Origin of the sequence: Bacillus sp. FSL R9-9410 (genome assembly GCF_038050385.1) — a bacterium.
In the GTDB taxonomy this organism is placed as follows: Bacteria; Bacillota; Bacilli; order Bacillales; family Bacillaceae_G; genus Bacillus_A; species Bacillus_A cereus_U.
In genome coordinates this window covers 739,198-761,869 of record NZ_JBBOTV010000001.1, presented here as the reverse complement: position 1 = coordinate 761,869, position 22,672 = coordinate 739,198, and the positions used below count along the sequence as shown (strand labels likewise).

Sequence of the window (22,672 nt, the reverse complement as noted above, 5' to 3'; positions counted from 1 at the left end):
GCAATTAATCCATAATAGTTACTTGGCAAATATTTTGTTGTCCATTTATTTCTTCAATCACTTCATCTGCTAATAATTCATCTGTTTCAATGACCATAAGCGCTCTTCTTCCTTTTTCTTTACGAGAAACACTCATTGTACTAATGTTAATCTCATGCTTAGCAAGGATTGAAGCTACAGCTGCGATAGCACCAAAGCGATCGTTATTTACAATAAGTAGTGCTGGACTCGTGCCTGTTAATTGAAGATCGAATCCGTTTAATTCTACTACTTCAATTTTACCGCCACCAATTGAGCAAGCAACAACTTCAATTTCCTCTTCACCTTTATACAGACGAATTTTCGCTGTATTTGGATGCGGAGCATTTGCATCTTCTTCAATGAATTCCACTTCAATCCCGCGTTCTTTTGCAATATCTAACGCACTTGGAATACGTAAATCATCTGTTTCAAATCCTAGTATTCCACCGATTAGCGCTACATCCGTACCGTGACCACGGTATGTTTTTGCAAATGAACCATATAATGAAATGCTAACTCTCTCTGGCTCATGACGAAACAGCTGACGAGCAACTTGCCCCATTCTTGCCGCGCCTGCTGTATGTGAACTTGATGGACCAATCATAACCGGACCAATAATATCAAACACTGAGCGGTACTTCATCATAACTCCCCCTAAACCTCTATGAAAATTTTTTCTACTATTCTATTAAGCTGCAACATCTGTTGCTTTTCCAGCCGTACCACGAATTAGATAGTTTTTGAATAGCAGTGGACCAATATATCCTGAAATAATACCAGATACCATAATACACAAGAAACATAACGTTACTTTCATTGGATCATTAAATCTAATCCTTCTGGTACACGTTTTTCAATTTGTTTTACTAAAAATGATATAAGATAACCAGCAATAAAGCCTGGTAGCAATCAAAATTTTAACACAGAAGCCCCTACAAGCATAGCATAAACAGGTGATACACCCATTGCTAATGCGCTACTCCGCCTAGACTACCTGCTGATTGTCCAACCTCTTTTTAAAAATGGTATACCAATCAAATCTCCACCAACTTATAATTAAAAAGCTTCAACTAAGAAACTTGCAACGGCCGCATTTGCTAAAGCTCCCATTACTTTCATACCGTTTGGCGCTTTAAAACTAAAGAGTGAAAAAAGACTTAGTACAAATAATAGTAGTATCGTTCCCTTAATAATCTCCATGATGCTCTCTCACTTTTTAGTCAATTTCGTTTGTTACGAAAAATGGCTAAAACGCACGCTATAACTTACTATAAATTATAATGTGCCCTCATTATAGCTTGTTTTTTATGAAACGCTTACTTTTATTGAATTTTAAAGTTTCTGAATAAAAGTCTGTTTTCCCTATTTGTATCACTTGTATGTCGTCCTACTTATATAACAGTTTTTCTAAATAGTCGATATTATATATTTTTATCCTATATCTCTAAACCATTACAACTTTCTGTGTTATCCAATATAAATATAAAATGATAACAGTTTTAGTAAAAAAAAAATTTATTATAAATAAAAAAAATGGCAAACATATGTTACCATTTTTTTGAATATCACTTTTCTACTGGAAATGATTTCAAATCCATCGCGATTTCTGTATTAGAAAATAACTCTCTTGCTTCTTTCAACAATTCCTTATATGTATCTCCTTGATAACGAGAACTAATATGAGTCAATATTAATCGCTTTACATTTGCATTTAATGCAATACGCGCAGCTTGTTCTGTTGTTGAATGGAAATAGTCATGTGCTTGCTGTTCATCTTCTGCCGCAAAAGTCGCTTCATGAACAAGTACATCAGCATCTTGCGCAAGCTCTCTACTCGCTTCGCAATATCGTGTATCGCCTAAAATTGTAATAACTCTGCCTTTTTGAGGCGGGCCGATAAAATCTTTTCCATTTAACACTGTGCCATTCTCTAATTCAACTACTTCACCATCTTTTAAGCGTTTAAAAACTGGACCAGGTTTCACACCCATTCCCAGTAACTTATCCACTAAAAGAGCTCCCTGTATATCTTTCTCTACAATTCGATATCCGAAACATTCGATTCCGTGTGATAACCTTTTTGTTTCTACACAGAATTCATTATCCTCAAACACAATACCTTCTTCCGTAATCTCAACGATTTCAAGTGGATATTTAACATGTGTCGTACTTACTAATAATGCTACTTCAATAAATTGTTTAATTCCTTTTGGGCCGTACACTGTTAACGGCGTCGTTCCTCCTTGAAAAGAACGGCTCCCTAATAAACCAGGCAAACCAAAAATATGATCTCCATGTAAATGGGTAATAAATATTTTTTCAATGCGTCTTGGGCGTACAGATGTATGTAAAATTTGATGCTGAGTCGCTTCACCACAGTCAAATAGCCATGTTTGCCCTCGTTCTTCTAACAATTGTAAGGCGATTGCTGAAACGTTCCTTCCTTTTGAAGGAACACCTGCACCAGTTCCTAAAAATACAAATTCCACTTTCTTTCCTCCAGCTCTTTATATAATCTATCTTTCATCTTACGGAATGTAAATTCAAATGGCAAATTGAATTTACATAACCAATCATCTAGACAACTATATAATACGAACATTATAAATAAAAAACTTAACAATCGTTCGTTTTTTGTAGTAATATAACTATATCACATATAAAGGGAGCGTTTTATTATGAAAGAAGTATTTCGTTTACAAACTGATTTTTCATCTTCATTTGATCGCTGGGTAAGTTCTTTCGTTTCTGATCATCCAGCACAACTAGAGTGGACGACTTTAAAAGAATTAATTCATGAATATACAACATCACATACAAATGAGACGTTACCAACATATATTTCTTCAGCTTTAACATATTACGCACAACGCGTTTCAACAACAAATAGCTCAGAGATTGTTATTTTTGAAAATGCTACAATCTCATAATCTATAGTAAAAAGCACTGTAATCAGTGCTTTTTATTTATATTTATTTAAGCATTTATTTCCCCATCATATTTACAATTAAACCCATCTTACTTCATACTATATATCCATCATAAACCTATTTAATTTTTTGAAAAAATAGACAAAAAAGATATTGACACTATAAATTTACAGTGCTAACATTCAACGTGTAATTGAATATGGTCTCTGTTAGGTGAGGCTCCTGTATAGAGAAACGCTGCTGCCCAAAAATGTCGAGAGACGCCAATGGGTCAACAGGAAAGGTCGGAATGAAGGCCTTTCTTAACGTAGCTGGTTTCAGTACCTATGCTATACAGTGCTAAAACTCAACGAGGGAGAGGTGCGTATGTTTTGTCATACACAAAAACTGTTTTTATCTATGTTTAATAGCAGTCTTTGTCGTTGACTCTTTTTGACTACGAATTCAGACCTTTACTCGTTTTGAGTAAAGGTCTTTTTTATGTCTTTATGCACCTTACTATGAAACAAACATAGCATATTCAGAAACTACTAATTGTACGGAGGTGAGGAGCAGTGGCGAGTGATGATTCGGCCCAGATACCCATATGTTTTACGTTTATATTTCATCATGTAGGTAGGAAAGAAGCTGTTCCTCCCAATTTTAAATAGTCGAGTAACAGATTGTTTCCTCCTTCATGAAAAAGGAGGAACTACCAATGTTAAATTTACAAAGACAAGAAACAAAGTATGCTTACGATCAAGATAACATGAATACAAATAACGAATTGCTAGTAGAAGTTGCAACACAGGATGTAAACTCTGCGTTAAAACTTCTAGGAACAACAAAAGATGGACTCTCTAAACAAGAAGTTTCTCATAGACTTTCTTTATACGGTCCGAACGAAATTGCTCATAATAAAACATTGCCATGGTATATTCAATTTCTGCTGGCATTTAAAAATCCATTTATTTTTGTTTTGTTAGCTCTTGGAGCACTCTCTTTTTTCACAGATGACATACAAGGAACAATTGTCGTAACTGTAATGGTACTGCTAAGTACCACTATTCGTTTTTTTCAAGAATTTCGTTCTCAAAAAGCTGCAGATAAGTTAAAAGCTATGGTTCAAACAACTGCAAGCGTCTCTAGAATAAATGGATTTATACACGAAACAAAAAGCGTAACGAATTTAAATCGTAATCATACAACGGAAATTCCAATTGAAGAACTTGTACCTGGTGATATCATTTCACTTTCAGCCGGTGATATCGTTCCAGCTGATGTGCGTATCTTATCAGCTAAAGATTTATTTGTTAATCAGTCTTCATTAACAGGCGAGGCACTTCCGGTTGAAAAATACGAAAACTGCTACCATACGGAAAATAAACATATATTACCGAAAAACTTGAAAACAAATTACAATCCGCTCGATATGGAAAACCTTTGCTTCATGGGTACAAATATTGTTAGTGGCAGCGCAAAAGCTGTTGTTATTTCAACTAGTACGGATACGTATTTCGGCTCTTTAGCAAAAAAAGTGATTGGAAAACGTACAGAAACAAGCTTCGATAAAGGAGTAAACAAAGTAAGCTGGCTCTTAATCACATTCATGCTTATTATGGCACCTATTGTCCTTCTCATTAATGGATTCACAAAAGGCGACTGGCAAGAAGCTTTCTTCTTTGCTATTGCTGTTGCAGTTGGTCTTACACCTGAAATGCTACCAATGATTGTAACTGCTAATTTAGCTAAAGGTGCCGTTAACATGTCTAAACAAAAAGTAATTGTAAAACAGCTAAACTCTATTCAAAACTTAGGTGCTATGAACATTCTTTGCACAGATAAGACTGGAACTTTAACAGAAGATAAAGTTGTCCTAGTTCGTCATTTAGATCCTAACGGAAATGAATGCGATCGTGTATTACACTTTGCCTATTTAAATAGCTTCTATCAAACGGGATTGAAAAATTTAATAGATAAAGCTGTTATTGAACATACAGAGGAGAACCATAAATTTGATCCATCAGCTTTTCAAAAGCTAGATGAAATTCCATTCGATTTCGCGCGGCGTCGTATGTCTGTCATCGTAAAAGATATTTCAGGTGAACATACAATGGTTTGTAAAGGTGCCGTAGAAGAAATTTTATCAATTTGTAATTACACTGAAGTTGATGGGCAAATTGTCCCTCTCACTGAAGAAATGAGAGCAAATGTAAAACATCTTAGCGAAACTTTAAATAGTGAAGGAATGCGTGTCATAGCTGTAGCATACAAGAAAGATAACAAACCCTATCATAAAGCATATACAGTACAAGATGAATCAGCTATGATCCTTACTGGATATATCGGCTTTTTAGATCCACCTAAACCATCTGCTGCTTCTGCAATTCAAGCATTACAAAAACACGGCGTACAAGTGAAAATCTTAACTGGTGATAACGAAATTGTTACAAGAAAGGTTTGTAAAGACGTTGGATTAAATATAGGAGAGCCTGTCCTCGGTTACGAAATCGATTCTTTACCAGATAAAGCATTAGCAAAACTGGCAGAAGAAACAACAGTGTTCGCAAAACTAAATCCAATGCAAAAATCTCGTATTATTCACGTATTACAAGGTAATGGTCATACTGTAGGTTACATGGGCGATGGCATTAACGATGCCGTGGCATTACGTGAAGCTGACGTTGGAATATCTGTTGATACCGCTACCGATATCGCAAAAGAATCTTCCGATATTATTTTACTCGAAAAAAGTTTAACTATATTAGAAGCAGGTATTTTAGAGGGACGTACTACGTTCGGCAATATTTTAAAATATATCAAAATGACGGCGAGCTCTAACTTCGGAAATGTATTTAGTGTATTAGTAGCAAGTGCTTTCATTCCATTTTTACCGATGCTTGCAATTCATCTATTAATTCAAAACTTACTTTACGATATTTCACAACTTTCAATTCCATGGGATAAAATGGATAAAGAATTTTTAGAGAAGCCTAGAAAATGGGATACTGCAAACTTACGTAACTTCATTATTTGCATCGGTCCAATTAGCTCTATATTCGACATTATCACATACGTTGTCATGTGGAATGTATTCGGTGCAAATACACCCGGAGAACAATCGTTATTCCAATCTGGTTGGTTTGTCGTTGGGTTACTAACTCAAACATTAATTGTCCATATGATTAGAACACAGAAAATTCCGTTCATTCAAAGTACCGCATCAATACCAGTTCTCTTATTAACCGCTTGTATTATGGCAATTGGAATTTATATTCCGTTCTCACCACTTGGTGCAGCAGTTGGTTTACAAGCGTTACCACTAAGCTACTTCCCGTGGCTCATAGGAATATTATTAGGCTATGCTTTCTTAACACAATTCCTGAAAAAACTTTATATTAAAAAGTTTCATAGCTGGTTGTAAAAATGAGAATGAGTGGGGATTCCCCTCTCATTCTTTAAAAAATATAACATGCACTTATATGTATGGAGGTGACCATGATGGTATGGTATGACATTGTATTAAGATTATTGATCGCAATCATTGTAGGAGCTTGCATCGGAATGGAAAGACAATGGAGACATCGAATGGCTGGTTTGCGGACAAATGCTCTCGTATCACTTGGCGCCTGTATATTTGTTTTATTATCCGTCATGCTTGATCATGATGCTAGTCCATCACGCATCGCCGCTCAAGTTGTTAGTGGTATTGGCTTTTTAGGAGGCGGTGTTATTATTCGTGACGGTTTTAGTATTAGAGGGTTAAATACAGCAGCAACTTTATGGTGCGCAGCTGCTGTTGGTACTCTTACAGGTGCTGGCTTCCTCGTTGCAGCTATGCTAGGTGCAGCTAGCGTTTTACTAGCAAATATACTACTCCGCCCAATCGCTCTATTTATGAATAATAAATCAAAAGAAGATTTCCCTGAACAAACAAACTACTTACTTTCTCTTACCTGTTCGGAAGAAAATGAAGCGCATATTCGTTTTCTTCTCATGCACATGGTAAGTTCAGAAGGTATCGGTTTAAAAGAATTGTACAGTGAAGACGTTGATTCTAACCAAAAAGTATGTATACAGGCTACTTTACATTGCAATACAAATGCAGCTGTCTTAATTGAAAAAATAGTAAGTAGAATGCTTTTAGAATCCGGTGTTACTGCCGCGGGGTGGAAGACTTCTTTAGATTTAGAAGCGAGTTAAATATAAAAGGTAGCATGATATTTACTACTTCATGACACCTTCTACATAAACTTATTTTCTAACTTTTGTTGAAACGATTTTTCTTGTTTACGCAATAACTGGCTACCACGTTGTAAGAGTGGTGTTCCATACTTCTCATTAATTTGATCAATGACAGCAAGTAGCGGCTCTTCTTTCGCATCTTCTTCAAATGAAAACAAATCTAACTGTTTCACCGATTCTGTCTTCCGCTCTAATTCAGTAGCTGTAACACCTAACAGACGAACAGAATCACCATCCCAGTGCTGCTTCCATAAACGGGATGCCGCTTGAAAAATAACCCGTTCTTCCCATATTGCATTTTTCAATTGTTTACTCCGTGTTACTGTGCGGCGATCATGGTATTTAATCATAATTTGAATGTTATAACTAACGAGAGTTCGTTTTTGTAGCCTTTTGCTTACTGATTTCGATAATCTTTCTAACATATCAAGTAATTCTTTTTCTTCGTCCATATCCTTTGAGAAAGTCATCGAATTTCCAACGCTTTTATGTTGTCCCATTTGATTCGGGTCAACTTCCCTGTCATCCATACCTTTTGCACGTTTTTGTAAATCAACACCATGCTTTCCAATTTTAGCGCGAATGATATGCTCGTCTCCTTTTGCTAACTGTTCAATTGTATGTATATGAATGTCTTTTAGTTTTTCAGCTGTTTTCTCTCCGATTCCATGCATCTCTGCAACTGATCGTGGCCAAATAATTTCTGGAATATCACGTTTTCGAAGTACTGTAATACCAAGAGGTTTTTTCATATCTGAAGCAGTCTTTGCTAGGAAAAGGTTTGGGGCAATCCCAATGCTACATGGAAGCTGTAACTCTGTTACTAACGCTTGTTGAATCATCTTCGCTATTTCAAGAGGCGAACCGAGCGCATAGCAATCTGTAATATCTAAATACCCTTCATCTATAGAAAACGGTTGTATTTTCTCTGTAAAACGGGAAAGAATTTGAAACATTTGAAATGAAGCCTCTCGATATAATGTAAAATCAGGGTGCCTCACAACTAATTGCGGGCATAATCGCTTCGCTTCCCATAGAGGCATCGTCGTACGTATTCCATATTCTCTCGCCTCATAACTACATGTTATGATAATCCCTTTTCTCTTTTTCATTCCCCGCAATCGCTAATGGCTTTCCTTGTAATGATGGGTCATGAGCAATTTCAACAGATGCGAAAAAACAATTCATATCTACGTGTAAAATAACACGACCATTTTTCGGATACATTTCTCGCATACTACTCACCCCTTAAAGAACGTTTGTTCCTTCATTATATCAAATTTATTTACAAGTTATAATAATTATTGGCTTTTCTCTATCTATTTTTTGCTATACTGTACGTAACAAATGGATATTATTGTAAAGGAGATGAATCGCTATGAAACAACATAATAAACTCAATTATGTATTTATTATTATTATAGTAATCCTTGCGATTAATTATTTGTTACTTCCCCTTTTTAACATTAACATTTACGCTTTAGGAATCTTCTCTCATTTCATACGTTTTACAGCAACTTATGTACTTCCATGGGTCTTCTTATATTGGCTTATCCGCCTTGTGAAAGCACTTGAATCAAAATAAAAAAAGACGTGTAAACCATAATTGGTTCACACGTCTTTTTTACTTTATTACTTACTTCGCTACTTCTTCGATAATAGCTACAACTAATTCTGCTGTTTTCGCTAATTCTTCAACAGGAATTTTTTCATTTGTTGTATGAATTTCTTCATAACCAACTGCTAAGTTAACTGTTGGGATACCATGTCCTGCGATTACGTTCGCATCACTTCCGCCACCACTTTGGTGAAGAGAAGGCGTACGACCGATGTTTTCAGCTGCACGTTTCGCAACTTCTACAACGTGATCGCCAGCAGCAAACTTAAATCCTGGATACATAACGTTTACTTCAACGTCTGCATGACCACCCATTTCTTTTGCAGTTGTTTCAAATGCTTCTTTCATTTTTGCAACTTGCACTTCCATTTTCTCATTTATTAAAGAGCGAGCTTCTGCAAAGATTTGAACATGATCGCAAACGATATTTGTTTGTGTACCACCTTCAAAACGTCCAATATTTGCAGTTGTTTCAGAATCGATACGACCAAGTGGCATCTTTGCGATTGCTTTTGCTGCTATAGTAATTGCAGATACACCTTTTTCTGGTGCTACGCCAGCGTGAGCTGTTTTCCCACGAATAATCGCATTCACTTTCGCTTGTGTTGGCGCTGCAACTACAATTTCACCAACTTTTCCATCACTATCTAATGCATAACCATATTTTGCTGTAATACGCTCACGGTCTAACGCTTTTGCACCAATAAGACCAGATTCTTCTCCAACTGTAATAATAAATTCAATTTTACCATGAGGAATGTTTTTCTCTTTTAAGACACGAATCGCTTCAAACATAGATGCTAATCCAGCTTTGTCATCGGCTCCTAAAATTGTAGTACCATCTGATACGATATATCCATCTTTAATAGAAGGCTTAATTCCATTACCAGGAACTACTGTATCCATATGAGAAGTGAAATAAATTGTATCAACACCGTCTTTTGTTGCTGGTAAAGTACAAATTAAGTTACCTGCACCATGACCAGTCACACCCATCGTGTCATCCTCAAATACTTCTACACCTAAAGCAGTAAATTTCTCTGTTAACACTTTGCAAATCTCTGCTTCAAATTTTGTTTCAGAATCTACTTGTACTAACTCCATAAATTCATTTACTAAACGTTCTTGATTAATCATAAGACTGCGCCTCCTGCACTACCATTATGTATGTAACAACGTTAATTATAACAGAATTTCGCAAAAGTTTCGAAATACAAGACAAAAAACAGATGGTTAACACATCTAGATACCCATCTGCCTTCTATTACTCGTTTAACAATACCCACCGCATATGATCTTCCCAGATGCCATTTACCATTAGCATTTTTCGAGATACACCTTCATATTGAAATCCTATCTTCGTCACTACTTGTATAGATGCTAAATTTCGTGGCATAACTGGTGCTTCTATACGATGTAAATGAAATTCTTCAAAGGTAACTTGAATTGCTTTTCTAAGCGCTTCTGTTGTGTAACCTTTATTCAATTCTTCCTTATCTAATTTATAACCAAGTACACAAGATTGATAAATTCCGCGAACAATTAGATTAAATGAAATACATCCAATAATTTTTGTATCATCACCCTTTTTAAAAATCCAAAGCCTGATGATCTTACCTTCCGCGAACTCTTTTCTATCCTTTTGTAACTTTTTCTTTTGATAATCTAACGTGAAAAAACCCTCCGGTCTATACTCTTCCCACGCTTTTAAAAATTCACGATTTTTGTCGTAATATTGAAGAACTGTTTCCGCATACGACTCATCAATTTCTCTTAAGTGCAAACGATCTGTTTCGTATATTTTCATCATCGTATCTCCATTCTTCATGCTTGCATAACAAAAAACTAGTACTCTATCTTTTAATATATTCTCTACACACACACAAATTTCCTGTTATACTTTACACACACTTCTCGAAATTTGTCATTTCTCTCCCCTTGTCCACAATTTCATTTCTCGTTACAATGAAATTGTACTGATTTGCAAGGAGGTTTAACGATGCATAAAAAAGCTCAAAAAATTATGGTTTATATAATGCTAATTTCTATGCTTGTAACAACATTACTTACTGGCGCAAGTATGTTGTGGTAAAAAGGACGATTCACTCGTCCTTTTTTTACTGCTTACACATACAAAATAGACCATCTCGAAATCGAGATAGTCTATCTTGTATTGAATATTTTATTTTATATATATTACAATTGCTACAATGCTAAAGGAAAAGGCCATTACAAGTGCTATTACAAAACTTGTATATTGTTTCTGCTGAAATGCCCCAATAACAAAAGTAAGATTGAGTAATGCCATAAATACAATCGCTACAACGTAAGAACATATATTAAAAGTTGCCAATATGAATGTAATAACAAATAGAAAACCAACACAAAACTGCATGTAAGAAATTTTTGGATTTAAATACATATGAGCAACCCCTTTACTCAATTATCTTTATATATTCTCATTAACGCATGGTTATGTACACATGTCAAGACAACTTATAGAAAAGAAAAAAGCCAACCGTTTCGTTGACTTTTCCAAATACTATGGCCCCTTTTTCCTTCGCCAATTGCTGAAATGTTTTTTTCGATTTCACAATCGATACTTTCGTTCCAAGTGGAATACGATCAAACAAATATTCCACATCATGTTTCTTCATTCTTATGCATCCTTGCGAAATATATTTTCCAATTGAACTAGGCTGGTTTGTCCCGTGTATCCCATACTTACTTCCATCCGTTCCTCTTGCATTAAATCCCATCCACCTCGATCCAAGTGGATTTTTTGGAGAGCCCCCAGGAATATCCTTCGCAATATAATATGGATCCTTCGCCTTCAATACAATGTCAAAGGTTCCTTCTGGGGTTAATTCATTTGTTTTCCCTGTCGCTACTGGAAAAACCTTTTGGATCTTTCCATCATCAATGTAAGCTAGTTTATTCGTTGCTTTATTTACAATTATAAAAGGATCTCCAGCACGTGGGTTATCACCAAGAGGCCAGATTGGTGATAAAGAAAGACATAATAATAAAGAAAGAAGATACGGCATACATAATTCCTACCTTCTAAATAAGTTCTTTTATATTATCCTTTCCTTTAAAACGACTTTTAATGAGTAAATATTGCTCCATTTCATACACAAGTTGAACAAGTTTCGCACGTATCTCAAATTCTTCTCGCGAGACTGGCAAAGGCATTTCTCTAAATACTTCTCGCATTTCTTGAAGTTGTCTTAACGAAATGACCCCTGTACTTTCAGGACGAATAGAATTCCCTATATTTTCAATTACGTCTGCAATCATATCAGCTTGTTCATACGTCCAAGATAGTGATGCAGCTAATGGTATCATTCGCTCCAAAATTTCAAATTGTTGCATACGCATATTAAAATAACGATAGTAATAGTCATCTTCTCGCATAAATGCATTCTCAAGTTTTTTAAATGATAAATCTTTTGCTTCTTTCAGCATCATTTCTGTTTCAATTAATTCGGCCCCACTCCAATTACTATCTCGATTTCGTAAATAAACGACCATTTCAAACAAAATCGTTCTGAAATGGTCTTCTATTTTCCCTTGATACTCTTTCAGTTTATTCTCACTGCTTGGCATGTACATGTTTACTAATAAAGCGACACTAATTCCAATCGTTAATATAGCAATTTCATTACCAACTATAGACCATGTAATTTGCTTTAATGAATACAGATGCATAACGATAACCGAACTCGTGACAATGCCTTCTTGAATTTTGCACATAACTGCAGTCGGAATAAAGGTAAGCAGTAATATGCTAATCGCAAGTGGTGTATAACCAATCGTTTCAAAAATACAAAACGCAAATACCATCGATAATACACAAGCTAAAAAACGGTGCAACGATACTTGAACGGATTTTCGTTTCGTATTTTGCACGCATAAAATGACTAAAATACCAGCTGAACTATAAAATTCTAATCCTAATAACTGAGCAATAAAAACTGCCGCTCCCGTTCCAAGCGCTGTTTTCACTGTTCTATATCCAATTTTAAACATATCATTACCCCTATATGTATAAATGTATTTAAAAATAGTATAAAAAAAGGATGACGCAATGTCATCCTTTTCTATCTATTATTCACGTACCCTTCACATATTACAATATCTTTTGCAAAAATTCTTTTGCACGGTCACTTTTTGGTGCTGTAAAAAACTCTTCCGGATTACTATCTTCTACTAGATTTCCACCATCTAAAAAGAGAACGCGGTCTGCTACTTCTTTTGCAAATCCCATTTCATGTGTAACGATTGCCATCGTCATTCCTGTCGTAACTAATGATTTCATAACTTCTAACACTTCTTTCACCATTTCTGGATCTAGCGCAGAGGTCGGTTCATCAAATAACATAACTTCCGGTTCCATCGCTAACGCTCTTGCAATTGCTACACGTTGCTTTTGTCCACCTGAAAGGCGATTTGGATATGCATCTTTCTTATCTAATAACCCCACTTTTTCTAGAAGTTTCTCAGCTTTTTTTTCAGCCTCTTGCTTCGTTACTCCTTTTACATTGATAGGAGCATACGTAATATTTTCTAATACAGTCATATGAGGGAATAAGTGAAAATGTTGAAATACCATTCCGACATTTTCACGAACGTGCATAATATTTGTTTTCGGATTCGTTACTTCTTCCGTTCCAATCCAAATGTGACCAGCTGTCGGTGCTTCTAGTACATTCATACAGCGTAAAAATGTTGACTTGCCAGATCCAGACGGCCCGATAATTGCAACAACTTCTCCTTTTTCAATCGTTGTTGTAATTCCTTTTAATACTTCATTTTTTCCAAATGATTTATGAAGGTTATCAATTTTAATCACTTTTCTTCATTCTCCCTTCAATTGCCTTCCCGATTAATGTAAGAATAATTACTAATATATAATAAATAAGTCCAACAAATAGTAATGGCTCAAGATATTTAAATGTTTCACCGCCTACAATATAAGCACGGCGCATTAAATCAGTCGCTCCTATTACAGTCACTACAGCTGACTCTTTCGTAAGTGTCGCAAACTCATTCACAAGCGCTGGTAATATATTTTTTAAAGCTTGAGGAAAAATAATATTTCTCATCATTTTACTGTACGGAATACCTAAAGCCATTGCTGCTTCTGTTTGTCCTTTATCGACCGCTTGAATGCCGGCACGAATCACTTCTGACATATATGCACCTGAATTTAAGCTAAATGCAAGTACAGCTGCTAAAAAGGCTGGTATCTCATATCCAATCATTTGCGGAACACCGAAATAAATAATCATTAATTGTAATACTAGCGGTGTGCCACGAAATATTGACGTATAAATATCTGCTGCAATATTTAATACTCGTATTCTAGCAATTTTGCAAAGTGCTAATAACGTCCCTAAAATAAATCCTACCACAGCTGATGCAGCTACAATTTTCAATGTAACTTCTAAGCCCTTTAATATATATGGTATTGAAGGCGTAATTGCCGAAAAATCTAGATTCATCCTTTTCATTCCCCTCACAGAAAAGTGAAAGGCAGCTTATTTTCCGCTACCAAACCATTTCTTCACTAATTTATCCATTTCTCCATTTTCTTGCATTTTCTTAATTACTTTATTAAATTCTTCTGTTTTATCACTGTTTTTAGAAAGAGCAATTGCTGCACCTACTTCTTCTGGTGCTTCTTGAATTTCAATTCCTTGTAGTTCTTTCATTTTTTCTAAATAATTTTTTGCAACTGTGTCTTCTATAATTGCAGCGTCAAAACGACCAGCTTTAATTTCTTGTACAATTTCTGGTATACGGTCACGTCCCTCAGCTTTGAAATCGACTTGTTTTTTAAATTCTTCTGCTTTTTCTTCTTGGATTGATCCTGTTTGTACCCCTACTTTTTTACCTTTTAAATCTTCTAATGATTTAATATTAGAGCCCTTTTTAGAAACAATCATATTTTTAGCCACAAAATAAATATCTGTGAAATCAGCATTATTTTTACGCTCTGCAGTTGGCGTCATACCTGCCATAACGAAATCAACTTTTCCTGAGCTAAGAGATGCTAATAATCCTCCAAAATCCATATCTTTCACTTTTACTTCATACCCAAGTTCTTTTCCGATATATTTTGCAATATCAACATCAAAGCCGATAATTTCATCACTTTTTGAAGCTTCCACGTATTCATACGGTTTATAGTCTGCTGAAGTCCCCATAACGAGTACTTTTTTATTCTCACTCTTCGCCTTTTCTTCCCCTTTACTACAAGCACTGAACATACTTACAATTAAAATAAGTGCAAATGATATTGATACTAACTTCTTCATCTTTCTTCCCCCTAATGATGTATATTTAAAAGTTAAATAGAATATTTATTCGATGTTTGTATTGTATCAACACTTTCATTTTTATGCAACATTTAAAATAAAAATAAACACAAAAACATTATTAAGTTCGTTTTCACTGCATAAAAACATGCATAAAACAATAACATCATTTATGTTTAATTATTTTAAACACTAAATAAAAAAGGCGGTACACCCACTTGATCGTGGACGTACCGCCTTTTCTCTTCCTTATAGTTCTTCGCAATTATCTTCGAAATAAGATTGTAGTTTTGCAATTACTTGCATTGGTTCATGACCTTCAATTTCATGACGTTCTACCATCGTTACAATTTTTCCATCTTTCAATAAAGCAAATGATGGAGATGAAGGTGGATATCCTTCAAAATATTCACGAGCTCTTGCTGTTGCTTCTTTATCTTGACCCGCAAATACCGTTACAAGGTGGTTAGGGCGTTTATCATAATGTACGGAATGTGCAGCAGCAGGGCGAGCAATACCGCCTGCACAACCACATACAGAGTTTACCATTACAAGTGTTGTACCATTTCTTTTAAATGCTTCTTCGACTGCTTCTGGTGTCGTCAATTCTGTATATCCCGCAGAGACGATCTCTTCACGCGCTTGACGGACAACATCATTCATAAAAAAGTTAAAGTTAATCAATCTTTTCCCTCCTCTAATTCTACCTATTTGTATCTTACCAGTTAATGTTTAGAGAATACAAGTAAGTTTACTTGTATTTGAGCATAGAAAAGGTGTTAGAGCTCTTGCTCTAACACCTTTTCTTAATGCCCTCGATGTTTTTGCTTTGCCTTTTGTACTTTTATTAAACGTCTTCTTTGCTTTTCAGCTTCTCGTTTCTCTTTAGATTGCACTCGCTTTTCTTGTTTATGCAACTCGTAAGATAAACTAATTGCCTCTTGCGCTTTTGTATAACGTTTTTCATTTACTTCTTTGGCCGCTTGCCGTATGATACGCTTAATATTTTTCGGGCGCTGTTTTTCTTTAATCTCCACACCAAATCTTGCAAAGTGCTGGAAATACGCTAACATTGGACCATTTACAAATATAAATACTTCTTCACCTGATGGTTCCGTCCCAAAAATATACCTTGCCCCGTACAATTTCCCTTTTTCTTTGCGCGTAATAATTCCCACAAAAAATTGACCATCATGATATACTGTCAACTCCATTGACAGCCCCTCCTTAAAAAAATTAGAAATACTGGACATCCCGGAGGGGAAGGTTACTGACATAAAATCATGCGTCTGGACTACCAACCAGAGCTGTGTTTTTGTATTTCTTCCACTACTATTATATCTTTTTTCCCATAATTTTCATATATTCCACAATCATTTTTTTATGCGATCCTACAATATAATCAGGTAGCTCTGTTACCGGGAAGAATTTAAGCTGAACCGCTTCTTCTTTATTCATAACAAAATTCCCTTCGTATTCATCGGTATAATAGGCTGTCGTTACAGATTGAAACTCATCACCGTTTGTTAATTTTGAAAAATAGTTCGCTCCAGAAAATACATTGATTAATCGGAGGTTCTTTACTTCTATTCCTGTCTCTTCATATACTTCACGGTAAGCTGTTTCTTCTGGTGATTCACCAAGCTCCATTAGCCCGCCAGGCAACCCCCATTTTCCGTACGGCTCTGTTCTTTGCTGTAATAATACATATCCACTTTCATTTATAACGAGTACAACAGCACCAACTAAAATTAAAGGGCGATGACCAACTACTTTTCGTAATTCCTCTACATATCCCATCGTATCGCCTCCTTTTTCGTTGTCCACACTATTGTATCATATGTATGAAACGACAAAATGCGTATATTTTTCATTTTTTTAACAAAACATTTATTTTATGTGCTTCATCTACTGTAGCTAACATAATGGATTCGATTTCTGCACTCTTCTCTAAATACTCTTTCGCCCACTCTTCTGTCTTTCCTAATAACGCGAGAACATCTTGCTGAATTCTTCCATCTTTCACTAATATAAAAGCAACTGGAGCTTTTTTCCCCGCCACTTTAAGATCAAGCCGAGAAACTGCTTCATATTCTGGATACCGAAATATAGAAACAACACCACTCGCTTCCCACAATGCTAATTTAATCGTTTTAATATCGCTCACATTTTGTACGCGAAGTTCCGAAAATAAATATTCAACCGTAATTCTCGCTTTTTTTAAGTTACTAAAATCAATGGAACCATTATGTATAAGAATAATAGGTGCAGGCTCTAAAAAACGTCTCCACCTATCCCATTTCAACATTAAAACAGAGCTTATTATATGAAGTACAACGAGTATGAACGTTGTAATCATCGAACCGAGTAATCCAACCTTTTCATCTGATAATGCGTTAGAAATATTCCCCCCTAATAATAACACTAGTACAACGTCTAAAAATCTTAGTTGCGCAATAGACCTTTGCCCCATCGCTTTCGCAACAAGAATTAAAAATATATAAGCTATAATCGCTCGGATAACCCATTCGCCATTAGAAAGATGCCGTGCTCCTTCAAAAATATGCATAACTTTGCACTCCTTAAACGTTGCAAACTACAATTCTTTCTTAGTTTGCAACGTTTAAGGGCATATATGTAAAAAAAGCTGATTCGTTTTTAAACGAACCAGCTTTTTTTACTTAACTGAAAACATATATTTTTTATATGTTTTCCGTACCGATAATATGAGCCCCATCATAATCATATTCGAGAATAAGGAACTTCCCCCATATGATAAGAAAGGTAATGCGATACCTTTTACAGGCATTAATCCAACGATCATACCAATATTTTGGAATATTTGAACCGTTAGTATTCCTATTGATCCAGCACATAATAATGTACCAAATAAATTATCAGCAGAATAACCGATAATAATTGTTCGATATAGTAGTAACAGGAACAAGAACACAACTAACGCCGCTACTATAAATCCACCTTCTTCGGCAATTGTAGCGAAAATAAAGTCAGTGTGTTTCTCTGGAATATAGACGTTCCCTTCACCGAATCCTTTCCCTTCCATACCTCCACTACCTACAGCTAAAATCGATTGCTGTGTTTGATAGCCTTCATTTGCATTTTCAAATGGATTTAGCCAACCTATAATACGTGATTGTTGGTGAGGTTTTAACAAAGTAACTAATTTATTAAAGAAGAAATCTGGATATTTTACAAATATAAATATTAATGTAGACAATATGGTCACCGGAATGACTGTACATAACGCAATTAATTTCTTTTGAATTCCTGACATAAATAAAATACATGCGATAGCTGCTGCATATAAGAACACCATACCTGTATCTGGTTGGCTATATACAACGGCCATAGGTGGAAGAGATACTAATATTATCTTTCCGACTAATTTTAAATCAGTCTGGAATGTCCGGGCCATATATTGAGCATTATGTTTCACTGCTAAACTGGCTATTATGAGAAGCAATGAAATTTTGAAAAACTCAGATGGCTGAATTTGTCCAGCTACTGGAAAAACAAACCATCTTTTTGCACCTAATTTTTCAGGTGTGAAACTGGAAACCGGTAGTATTTTCAAAAGAATAAGTGAACCAAACCCAGCGATATAAAGTGGCCAAGACAATTTTTGCCATTGATCTAAGTCGATGCTTGCAACAAGAAGTAACAATACAACCCCAATTATGTAGTTAACACCTTGTTTCAAAGCAAAGTTTGCATCTCCATACTGTCCGGTTTGCTGACTGCTATATATTGCGGCTATACTCGTAACACATAATGCAAACAAAATTAAAATTAGTTTTACATCTAAACTTTTTAGAAAATCGGTACTTCTTTTCATGACATCCTCCTGAAACATTGTTACGGCAAAATAAAAAAACCAGGAGTCAATACTCTTTATGTTTTGACGACTGATTACACATTATCTATAAAACACTTATATAGAATAACTCTCTTTTTCATACAATACAATATATTATACTACAGTTTCGTCAGTAAGATTTGCCAAAAAAATTATTCTTTTCTTATTTTATATCTATATACCATATATCAGCAATGTATTTTCGCAAATTCCTAATACATGATCATTCATTGTAAGATTACTGGGAAAGGTTTGTACATATAGTAGGATACAAATGAAGAAATAAAATAATAAAAAGCTCGCAAATGCGAGCTTTTTATTAATATACAGATGTATTGTTCTCTGACGTGTTTTCTAAAATTTCTTTTACACGTCCTAAGAATTTACCACAAATTAGGCCATCCAGTACACGATGATCAAGTGATAAACATAAGTTAACCATGTCACGAGCACCGAACATACCATTATCCATAATTACTGGGCGTTTTACAATTGATTCAACTTGTAAAATAGCAGCTTGTGGGTAATTAATAATACCCATAGATTGAACAGAACCGAATGATCCTGTGTTATTAATTGTAAATGTTCCGCCTTGCATTTCATCAGCTTTTAATGATTTCGTGCGTACTTTTCCTGCAAATTCTGTAATTTCACGAGCGATACCTTTAATTGTTTTCTCGTCCGCGTGCTTAATTACTGGTACAAATAGTTCTTCCTCTGTTGCAACAGCGATAGAAAGATTAATGTCTTTCTTCTGAACGATTTTATCGCCAGCCCACATTGAGTTAATTTGAGGATATTCTTTTAACGCTTGTGCTACTGCTTTTACGAAGAAAGCAAAGAATGTTAAGTTAAAGCCTTCACGCTTTTTGAAATCGCCTTTAATTGAGTTACGGTATGACACAAGGTTTGTCACATCTACTTCAATCATCATCCAAGCATGAGGTGCCTCGTGTTTACTGCGTAACATATTTGCTGCAATTGCTTTACGCACACCTGTTACCGGAATCTCGATATCTCCAGGCATTGTCGGCACAGAAACTGGTTTTGCAGCTTCTACTTTTGACGCTACCGGTACTACTGCCGCTGATTTTGGTGCTTCTGGACGCGCTGCTACTGCAACAACTTCCTCTTTCTTCGCACCTGCTTGCGGAATATTTCCAGATTCCACTAGCTTTAAAATATCTTTACGAGTAATACGGCCATTTGCCCCCGTACCTTCTACTAAATCTAAATCAACGTTATGCTCGCCCGCAAGTTTTAACACAGCTGGTGAAAAACGTGGTTTTCCATCAGTTGATTGTTTTACTTTCGGTGCTTGTTCAGGCGTAGTTACTTCTGCCTTTGGTTCTTCTTTCGTTTTTTCCTCTACAGTTGTTGCTGCTACTTCATCTGCGCCTTCTACTTGAATGACACAAACAACTTCACCTACGGCTAACGTTTCACCTTCACCAGCTATTAACTCTTTCACAATACCAGTGAAAGAAGATGGTACTTCGGCATTTACTTTGTCCGTCATTACTTCTGCAAGCGGATCATACTTGTTTACGTGATCGCCAACATTAACGAGCCATTTACTAATTGTACCCTCTGTAACGCTCTCCCCGAGCTGAGGCATTGTGATATTTTCTACAGCCATGTATAGTCCCCCCGATTAAAATTCCGCAAGTTCACGCATTGCTTTTTCAACTTTATCTGGATTTACCATAAAGAATTTTTCCATTGTTGGTGCATATGGCATTGCCGGAACGTCTGGGCCTGCAAGACGTGCGATTGGCGCATCTAAATCAAACAGACAATTTTCAGCAATAATTGCTGCCACTTCACTCATAATACTTCCTTCTTTATTGTCTTCTGTTACAAGAAGAACTTTACCTGTTTTAGAAGCTGCTTCAATAATCGCTTCTTTATCTAACGGATATACCGTTCTTAAATCAAGAATGTGTGCAGAGATTCCATCTTGTGCTAACTTCTCAGCTGCTTGAAGAGCAAAGTGAACACATAATCCGTAAGTGATAACAGTAATATCATCACCTTCGCGTTTCACATCTGCTTTTCCGATTGGTAATACATAGTCATCTTCTGGCACTTCACCTTTAATTAAACGATATGCACGCTTATGTTCAAAGAATAATACTGGATCTTCATCACGAATTGCAGCTTTTAATAAGCCTTTTGCATCATATGGTGTAGAAGGGATAACAATTTTTAAACCTGGTTGGTTTGCAAACATCGCTTCTACAGATTGTGAATGATACAATGCACCATGAACACCGCCACCAAATGGCGCACGCACTGTAATTGGACAAGTCCAATCATTATTAGAACGATAACGAATTTTTGCTGCCTCAGAAACAATTTGGTTTACTGCTGGCATGATGAAATCAGCAAACTGCATTTCAGCGATTGGACGCATACCATACATTGCCGCACCAATTGCTACCCCAGCAATTGCAGATTCTGCAAGCGGTGCATCAAGCGCACGGTCTTCACCAAATTGATCATACAAACCGTGTGTCGCTTTAAAAACGCCACCTTTTTTACCAACATCTTCTCCTAATACGAATACTTTCTCATCGCGTTCCATTTCTTCGCGCATTGCTAATGTAATAGCTTCAATATAAGACATTACAGCCATGAAACGTTCCCCCCTATTCTGCGTATACGTGCTTCAATGCATCTTCAGGTGCTGCATACGGAGCATTTTCTGCATATTCTGTTGCTTCGTTTACGATATGCATAATTTCATCTAACATTTGTTTTTCAAATTCCTCAGTTAACACGCCAACTTCTTTTAAATAAGCCGCAAATGTTATTATTGAATCTTTTTTCTTCGCTTCTTCTACTTCTTCTTTATCACGGTAAACACGATCATCGTCGTCACTAGAATGTGCTGTTAAACGATATGATACTGCTTCAATTAAAGTCGGGCCTTCACCACGACGGCCACGGTCTGCTGCTTCTTTTACAGCTTTATATACTGCAAGCGGATCGTTTCCGTCTACTGTATATCCTGGCATACCGTAACCAATTGCACGATCTGATACGTTTTTACACGCTAATTGTTTTTCAACCGGAATAGAGATTGCATATTTATTATTTTCACACATGAAAATAACAGGTAGTTTGTGTACACCAGCAAAGTTTGCACCTTCATGGAAATCACCTTGGTTGGAAGAACCTTCTCCGAATGTAACAAACGTTACTAAATCTTTCTTCTCCATTTTTCCAGCTAATGCAATACCAACCGCATGAGGTACTTGTGTTGTTACTGGAGATGAACCTGTAACAATACGATTTTTCTTTTGACCGAAGTGACCAGGCATTTGACGACCACCAGAGTTTGGATCTCCAGCTTTCGCGAAAGCAGATAACATAAGCTCTTTAGCTGTCATACCAAACGCTAATACAACACCCATATCACGGTAGTATGGTAATGCATAATCTTTTTCACGATCAAGAGCGAACGATGCGCCAACTTGTGCAGCCTCTTGTCCTTGACAAGAAATTACGAATGGAATTTTACCTGCACGATTTAGTAACCACATACGTTCGTCGATTTTTCGCGCAAGTAACATCGTACGGTACATTTCTAATACTTGCTCATCACTTAAGCCAAGCTCTTCATGGCGCTTTTCTTTTACTTCTGCCATTTTTCATAACCTCCTAAATCCACATT

Annotated in this window: 24 protein-coding genes, 2 pseudogenes and 1 riboswitch; of the genes and pseudogenes, 5 read left to right on the top strand and 21 right to left on the bottom strand. The window is 35.9% G+C overall.

Annotated features, from left to right (window positions below):
• Positions 1 to 4: 4 nt before the first annotated feature.
• The 4 genes and pseudogenes from sdaAB to rnz form a co-directional block, all read right to left on the bottom strand.
• On the bottom strand, positions 5 to 664 hold the full coding sequence (gene sdaAB, locus MKX77_RS04220; protein WP_002145855.1) for an L-serine ammonia-lyase, iron-sulfur-dependent subunit beta: 660 nt from the start codon (positions 662 to 664) through the stop codon (positions 5 to 7).
• 45 nt (positions 665 to 709) lie between these two features.
• On the bottom strand, positions 710 to 838 hold the full coding sequence (locus MKX77_RS04215) for a hypothetical protein (protein ID WP_341305898.1): 129 nt from the start codon (positions 836 to 838) through the stop codon (positions 710 to 712).
• Between the two features lie 5 nt (positions 839 to 843).
• Positions 844 to 1,221 (bottom strand): annotated as a pseudogene (locus tag MKX77_RS30610) (PTS sugar transporter subunit IIC); the annotation flags it as partial.
• 365 nt (positions 1,222 to 1,586) lie between these two features.
• Positions 1,587 to 2,510 (bottom strand): ribonuclease Z, encoded by a 924-nt coding sequence (gene rnz / locus MKX77_RS04205; protein WP_016106118.1) that lies wholly within the window; start codon positions 2,508 to 2,510, stop codon positions 1,587 to 1,589.
• Between the two features lie 189 nt (positions 2,511 to 2,699).
• On the opposite strand from rnz, the gene MKX77_RS04200 reads away from it, so the two are divergent.
• The 3 genes from MKX77_RS04200 to MKX77_RS04190 all read left to right on the top strand — a co-directional run bounded on the left by MKX77_RS04200 (position 2,700) and on the right by MKX77_RS04190 (position 7,133).
• The gene (locus tag MKX77_RS04200; RefSeq protein ID WP_002145851.1) at positions 2,700 to 2,951 is read left to right on the top strand and encodes a DUF3932 family protein; all 252 of its coding nucleotides are present in this window, start codon (positions 2,700 to 2,702) and stop codon (positions 2,949 to 2,951) included.
• Between the two features lie 198 nt (positions 2,952 to 3,149).
• Positions 3,150 to 3,317: riboswitch (M-box (ykoK) riboswitch) on the top strand.
• A gap of 331 nt (positions 3,318 to 3,648) precedes the next feature.
• On the top strand, positions 3,649 to 6,354 hold the full coding sequence (gene mgtA, locus MKX77_RS04195; RefSeq protein WP_341305896.1) for a magnesium-translocating P-type ATPase: 2,706 nt from the start codon (positions 3,649 to 3,651) through the stop codon (positions 6,352 to 6,354).
• A 77-nt stretch (positions 6,355 to 6,431) separates the two neighbouring features.
• Positions 6,432 to 7,133 (top strand): MgtC/SapB family protein, encoded by a 702-nt coding sequence (locus MKX77_RS04190; RefSeq protein ID WP_341305895.1) that lies wholly within the window; start codon positions 6,432 to 6,434, stop codon positions 7,131 to 7,133.
• A gap of 41 nt (positions 7,134 to 7,174) precedes the next feature.
• On the opposite strand, the pseudogene MKX77_RS04185 reads toward MKX77_RS04190, so the two are convergent.
• Positions 7,175 to 8,411: pseudogene (locus tag MKX77_RS04185) on the bottom strand (DNA polymerase IV).
• Positions 8,412 to 8,553: 142 nt separating this feature from the next.
• Here MKX77_RS04185 and MKX77_RS04180 point away from each other — a divergent pair.
• The gene (locus tag MKX77_RS04180) at positions 8,554 to 8,760 is read left to right on the top strand and encodes a hypothetical protein (protein WP_215554126.1); all 207 of its coding nucleotides are present in this window, start codon (positions 8,554 to 8,556) and stop codon (positions 8,758 to 8,760) included.
• A 51-nt stretch (positions 8,761 to 8,811) separates the two neighbouring features.
• On the opposite strand, the gene MKX77_RS04175 is transcribed toward MKX77_RS04180, so the two are convergent.
• Both MKX77_RS04175 and MKX77_RS04170 read right to left on the bottom strand, forming a co-directional pair.
• Positions 8,812 to 9,930 carry a tripeptidase T gene (locus tag MKX77_RS04175; RefSeq protein ID WP_002111705.1) on the bottom strand — a complete coding sequence of 373 codons (1,119 nt, stop codon included), beginning with the start codon at positions 9,928 to 9,930 and terminating at the stop codon, positions 8,812 to 8,814.
• A gap of 127 nt (positions 9,931 to 10,057) precedes the next feature.
• Positions 10,058 to 10,603 (bottom strand): GNAT family N-acetyltransferase, encoded by a 546-nt coding sequence (locus MKX77_RS04170; RefSeq protein ID WP_341305894.1) that lies wholly within the window; start codon positions 10,601 to 10,603, stop codon positions 10,058 to 10,060.
• Positions 10,604 to 10,792: 189 nt separating this feature from the next.
• Here MKX77_RS04170 and prli42 point away from each other — a divergent pair, with 189 nt between their 5' ends.
• Positions 10,793 to 10,885: a stressosome-associated protein Prli42 gene (gene prli42, locus MKX77_RS04165; RefSeq protein WP_215554128.1), complete on the top strand. Its 93-nt coding sequence runs from the start codon at positions 10,793 to 10,795 to the stop codon at positions 10,883 to 10,885.
• Between the two features lie 90 nt (positions 10,886 to 10,975).
• Here prli42 and MKX77_RS04160 read toward each other — a convergent pair whose 3' ends face one another.
• The 14 genes from MKX77_RS04160 to bfmBAA all read right to left on the bottom strand — a co-directional run bounded on the left by MKX77_RS04160 (position 10,976) and on the right by bfmBAA (position 22,646).
• Positions 10,976 to 11,215, bottom strand: coding sequence for a DUF3894 domain-containing protein (locus MKX77_RS04160; protein ID WP_002088543.1), 240 nt, complete (start codon positions 11,213 to 11,215; stop codon positions 10,976 to 10,978).
• Between the two features lie 64 nt (positions 11,216 to 11,279).
• Positions 11,280 to 11,840 (bottom strand): L,D-transpeptidase, encoded by a 561-nt coding sequence (locus MKX77_RS04155; protein WP_002160563.1) that lies wholly within the window; start codon positions 11,838 to 11,840, stop codon positions 11,280 to 11,282.
• A 16-nt stretch (positions 11,841 to 11,856) separates the two neighbouring features.
• Complete coding sequence (locus MKX77_RS04150) at positions 11,857 to 12,825, bottom strand: aromatic acid exporter family protein (RefSeq protein WP_078172846.1); 969 nt, start codon at positions 12,823 to 12,825, stop codon at positions 11,857 to 11,859.
• Positions 12,826 to 12,925: 100 nt separating this feature from the next.
• A complete protein-coding gene (locus tag MKX77_RS04145) occupies positions 12,926 to 13,648 on the bottom strand; it encodes an amino acid ABC transporter ATP-binding protein (RefSeq protein WP_341305893.1) in 723 nt (240 codons plus the stop codon).
• Positions 13,641 to 14,300 (bottom strand): amino acid ABC transporter permease, encoded by a 660-nt coding sequence (locus MKX77_RS04140; protein WP_002111716.1) that lies wholly within the window; start codon positions 14,298 to 14,300, stop codon positions 13,641 to 13,643. The genes MKX77_RS04145 and MKX77_RS04140 overlap by 8 nt, the downstream gene beginning before the upstream one ends.
• A 36-nt stretch (positions 14,301 to 14,336) precedes the next feature.
• Positions 14,337 to 15,116 carry a transporter substrate-binding domain-containing protein gene (locus MKX77_RS04135; RefSeq protein WP_341305892.1) on the bottom strand — a complete coding sequence of 260 codons (780 nt, stop codon included), beginning with the start codon at positions 15,114 to 15,116 and terminating at the stop codon, positions 14,337 to 14,339.
• Between the two features lie 249 nt (positions 15,117 to 15,365).
• A complete protein-coding gene (locus MKX77_RS04130; RefSeq protein ID WP_002015097.1) occupies positions 15,366 to 15,779 on the bottom strand; it encodes a BrxA/BrxB family bacilliredoxin in 414 nt (137 codons plus the stop codon).
• Between the two features lie 143 nt (positions 15,780 to 15,922).
• On the bottom strand, positions 15,923 to 16,330 hold the full coding sequence (locus MKX77_RS04125; protein ID WP_341305891.1) for a YjdF family protein: 408 nt from the start codon (positions 16,328 to 16,330) through the stop codon (positions 15,923 to 15,925).
• Positions 16,331 to 16,451: 121 nt separating this feature from the next.
• Positions 16,452 to 16,916 carry an NUDIX hydrolase gene (locus MKX77_RS04120; protein ID WP_341305890.1) on the bottom strand — a complete coding sequence of 155 codons (465 nt, stop codon included), beginning with the start codon at positions 16,914 to 16,916 and terminating at the stop codon, positions 16,452 to 16,454.
• 70 nt (positions 16,917 to 16,986) lie between these two features.
• Positions 16,987 to 17,685: a DUF421 domain-containing protein gene (locus MKX77_RS04115; protein WP_341305889.1), complete on the bottom strand. Its 699-nt coding sequence runs from the start codon at positions 17,683 to 17,685 to the stop codon at positions 16,987 to 16,989.
• A 108-nt stretch (positions 17,686 to 17,793) separates the two neighbouring features.
• Positions 17,794 to 18,972, bottom strand: coding sequence for an FtsW/RodA/SpoVE family cell cycle protein (locus MKX77_RS04110; RefSeq protein ID WP_341305888.1), 1,179 nt, complete (start codon positions 18,970 to 18,972; stop codon positions 17,794 to 17,796).
• A gap of 340 nt (positions 18,973 to 19,312) precedes the next feature.
• Positions 19,313 to 20,632 (bottom strand): dihydrolipoamide acetyltransferase family protein, encoded by a 1,320-nt coding sequence (locus MKX77_RS04105; RefSeq protein WP_341305887.1) that lies wholly within the window; start codon positions 20,630 to 20,632, stop codon positions 19,313 to 19,315.
• A gap of 15 nt (positions 20,633 to 20,647) precedes the next feature.
• A complete protein-coding gene (gene bfmBAB, locus MKX77_RS04100) occupies positions 20,648 to 21,631 on the bottom strand; it encodes a 3-methyl-2-oxobutanoate dehydrogenase subunit beta (protein ID WP_215554133.1) in 984 nt (327 codons plus the stop codon).
• Between the two features lie 13 nt (positions 21,632 to 21,644).
• A complete protein-coding gene (gene bfmBAA, locus MKX77_RS04095) occupies positions 21,645 to 22,646 on the bottom strand; it encodes a 3-methyl-2-oxobutanoate dehydrogenase subunit alpha (RefSeq protein WP_215554134.1) in 1,002 nt (333 codons plus the stop codon).
• Between the last annotated feature and the right edge of the window lie 26 nt (positions 22,647 to 22,672).

Excerpts from the sequence above, each read along its gene's own strand:
- sdaAB (WP_002145855.1), bottom strand. The coding sequence starts at position 664 with ATGAAGTACCGCTCAGTGTTTGATATTATTGGTCCGGTTATGATTGGT.
- MKX77_RS04215 (WP_341305898.1), bottom strand. The coding sequence starts at position 838 with ATGAAAGTAACGTTATGTTTCTTGTGTATTATGGTATCTGGTATTATT.
- MKX77_RS04200 (WP_002145851.1), top strand. The coding sequence starts at position 2,700 with ATGAAAGAAGTATTTCGTTTACAAACTGATTTTTCATCTTCATTTGAT.
- mgtA (WP_341305896.1), top strand. The coding sequence starts at position 3,649 with ATGTTAAATTTACAAAGACAAGAAACAAAGTATGCTTACGATCAAGAT.
- MKX77_RS04190 (WP_341305895.1), top strand. The coding sequence starts at position 6,432 with ATGGTATGGTATGACATTGTATTAAGATTATTGATCGCAATCATTGTA.
- MKX77_RS04180 (WP_215554126.1), top strand. The coding sequence starts at position 8,554 with ATGAAACAACATAATAAACTCAATTATGTATTTATTATTATTATAGTA.
- MKX77_RS04175 (WP_002111705.1), bottom strand. The coding sequence starts at position 9,930 with ATGATTAATCAAGAACGTTTAGTAAATGAATTTATGGAGTTAGTACAA.
- MKX77_RS04170 (WP_341305894.1), bottom strand. The coding sequence starts at position 10,603 with ATGATGAAAATATACGAAACAGATCGTTTGCACTTAAGAGAAATTGAT.
- prli42 (WP_215554128.1), top strand. The coding sequence starts at position 10,793 with ATGCATAAAAAAGCTCAAAAAATTATGGTTTATATAATGCTAATTTCT.
- MKX77_RS04160 (WP_002088543.1), bottom strand. The coding sequence starts at position 11,215 with ATGTATTTAAATCCAAAAATTTCTTACATGCAGTTTTGTGTTGGTTTT.
- MKX77_RS04155 (WP_002160563.1), bottom strand. The coding sequence starts at position 11,840 with ATGCCGTATCTTCTTTCTTTATTATTATGTCTTTCTTTATCACCAATC.
- MKX77_RS04150 (WP_078172846.1), bottom strand. The coding sequence starts at position 12,825 with ATGTTTAAAATTGGATATAGAACAGTGAAAACAGCGCTTGGAACGGGA.
- MKX77_RS04140 (WP_002111716.1), bottom strand. The coding sequence starts at position 14,300 with ATGAATCTAGATTTTTCGGCAATTACGCCTTCAATACCATATATATTA.
- MKX77_RS04135 (WP_341305892.1), bottom strand. The coding sequence starts at position 15,116 with ATGAAGAAGTTAGTATCAATATCATTTGCACTTATTTTAATTGTAAGT.
- MKX77_RS04130 (WP_002015097.1), bottom strand. The coding sequence starts at position 15,779 with ATGAATGATGTTGTCCGTCAAGCGCGTGAAGAGATCGTCTCTGCGGGA.
- MKX77_RS04125 (WP_341305891.1), bottom strand. The coding sequence starts at position 16,330 with ATGGAGTTGACAGTATATCATGATGGTCAATTTTTTGTGGGAATTATT.
- MKX77_RS04120 (WP_341305890.1), bottom strand. The coding sequence starts at position 16,916 with ATGGGATATGTAGAGGAATTACGAAAAGTAGTTGGTCATCGCCCTTTA.
- MKX77_RS04115 (WP_341305889.1), bottom strand. The coding sequence starts at position 17,685 with ATGCATATTTTTGAAGGAGCACGGCATCTTTCTAATGGCGAATGGGTT.
- MKX77_RS04110 (WP_341305888.1), bottom strand. The coding sequence starts at position 18,972 with ATGAAAAGAAGTACCGATTTTCTAAAAAGTTTAGATGTAAAACTAATT.
- MKX77_RS04105 (WP_341305887.1), bottom strand. The coding sequence starts at position 20,632 with ATGGCTGTAGAAAATATCACAATGCCTCAGCTCGGGGAGAGCGTTACA.
- bfmBAB (WP_215554133.1), bottom strand. The coding sequence starts at position 21,631 with ATGGCTGTAATGTCTTATATTGAAGCTATTACATTAGCAATGCGCGAA.
- bfmBAA (WP_215554134.1), bottom strand. The coding sequence starts at position 22,646 with ATGGCAGAAGTAAAAGAAAAGCGCCATGAAGAGCTTGGCTTAAGTGAT.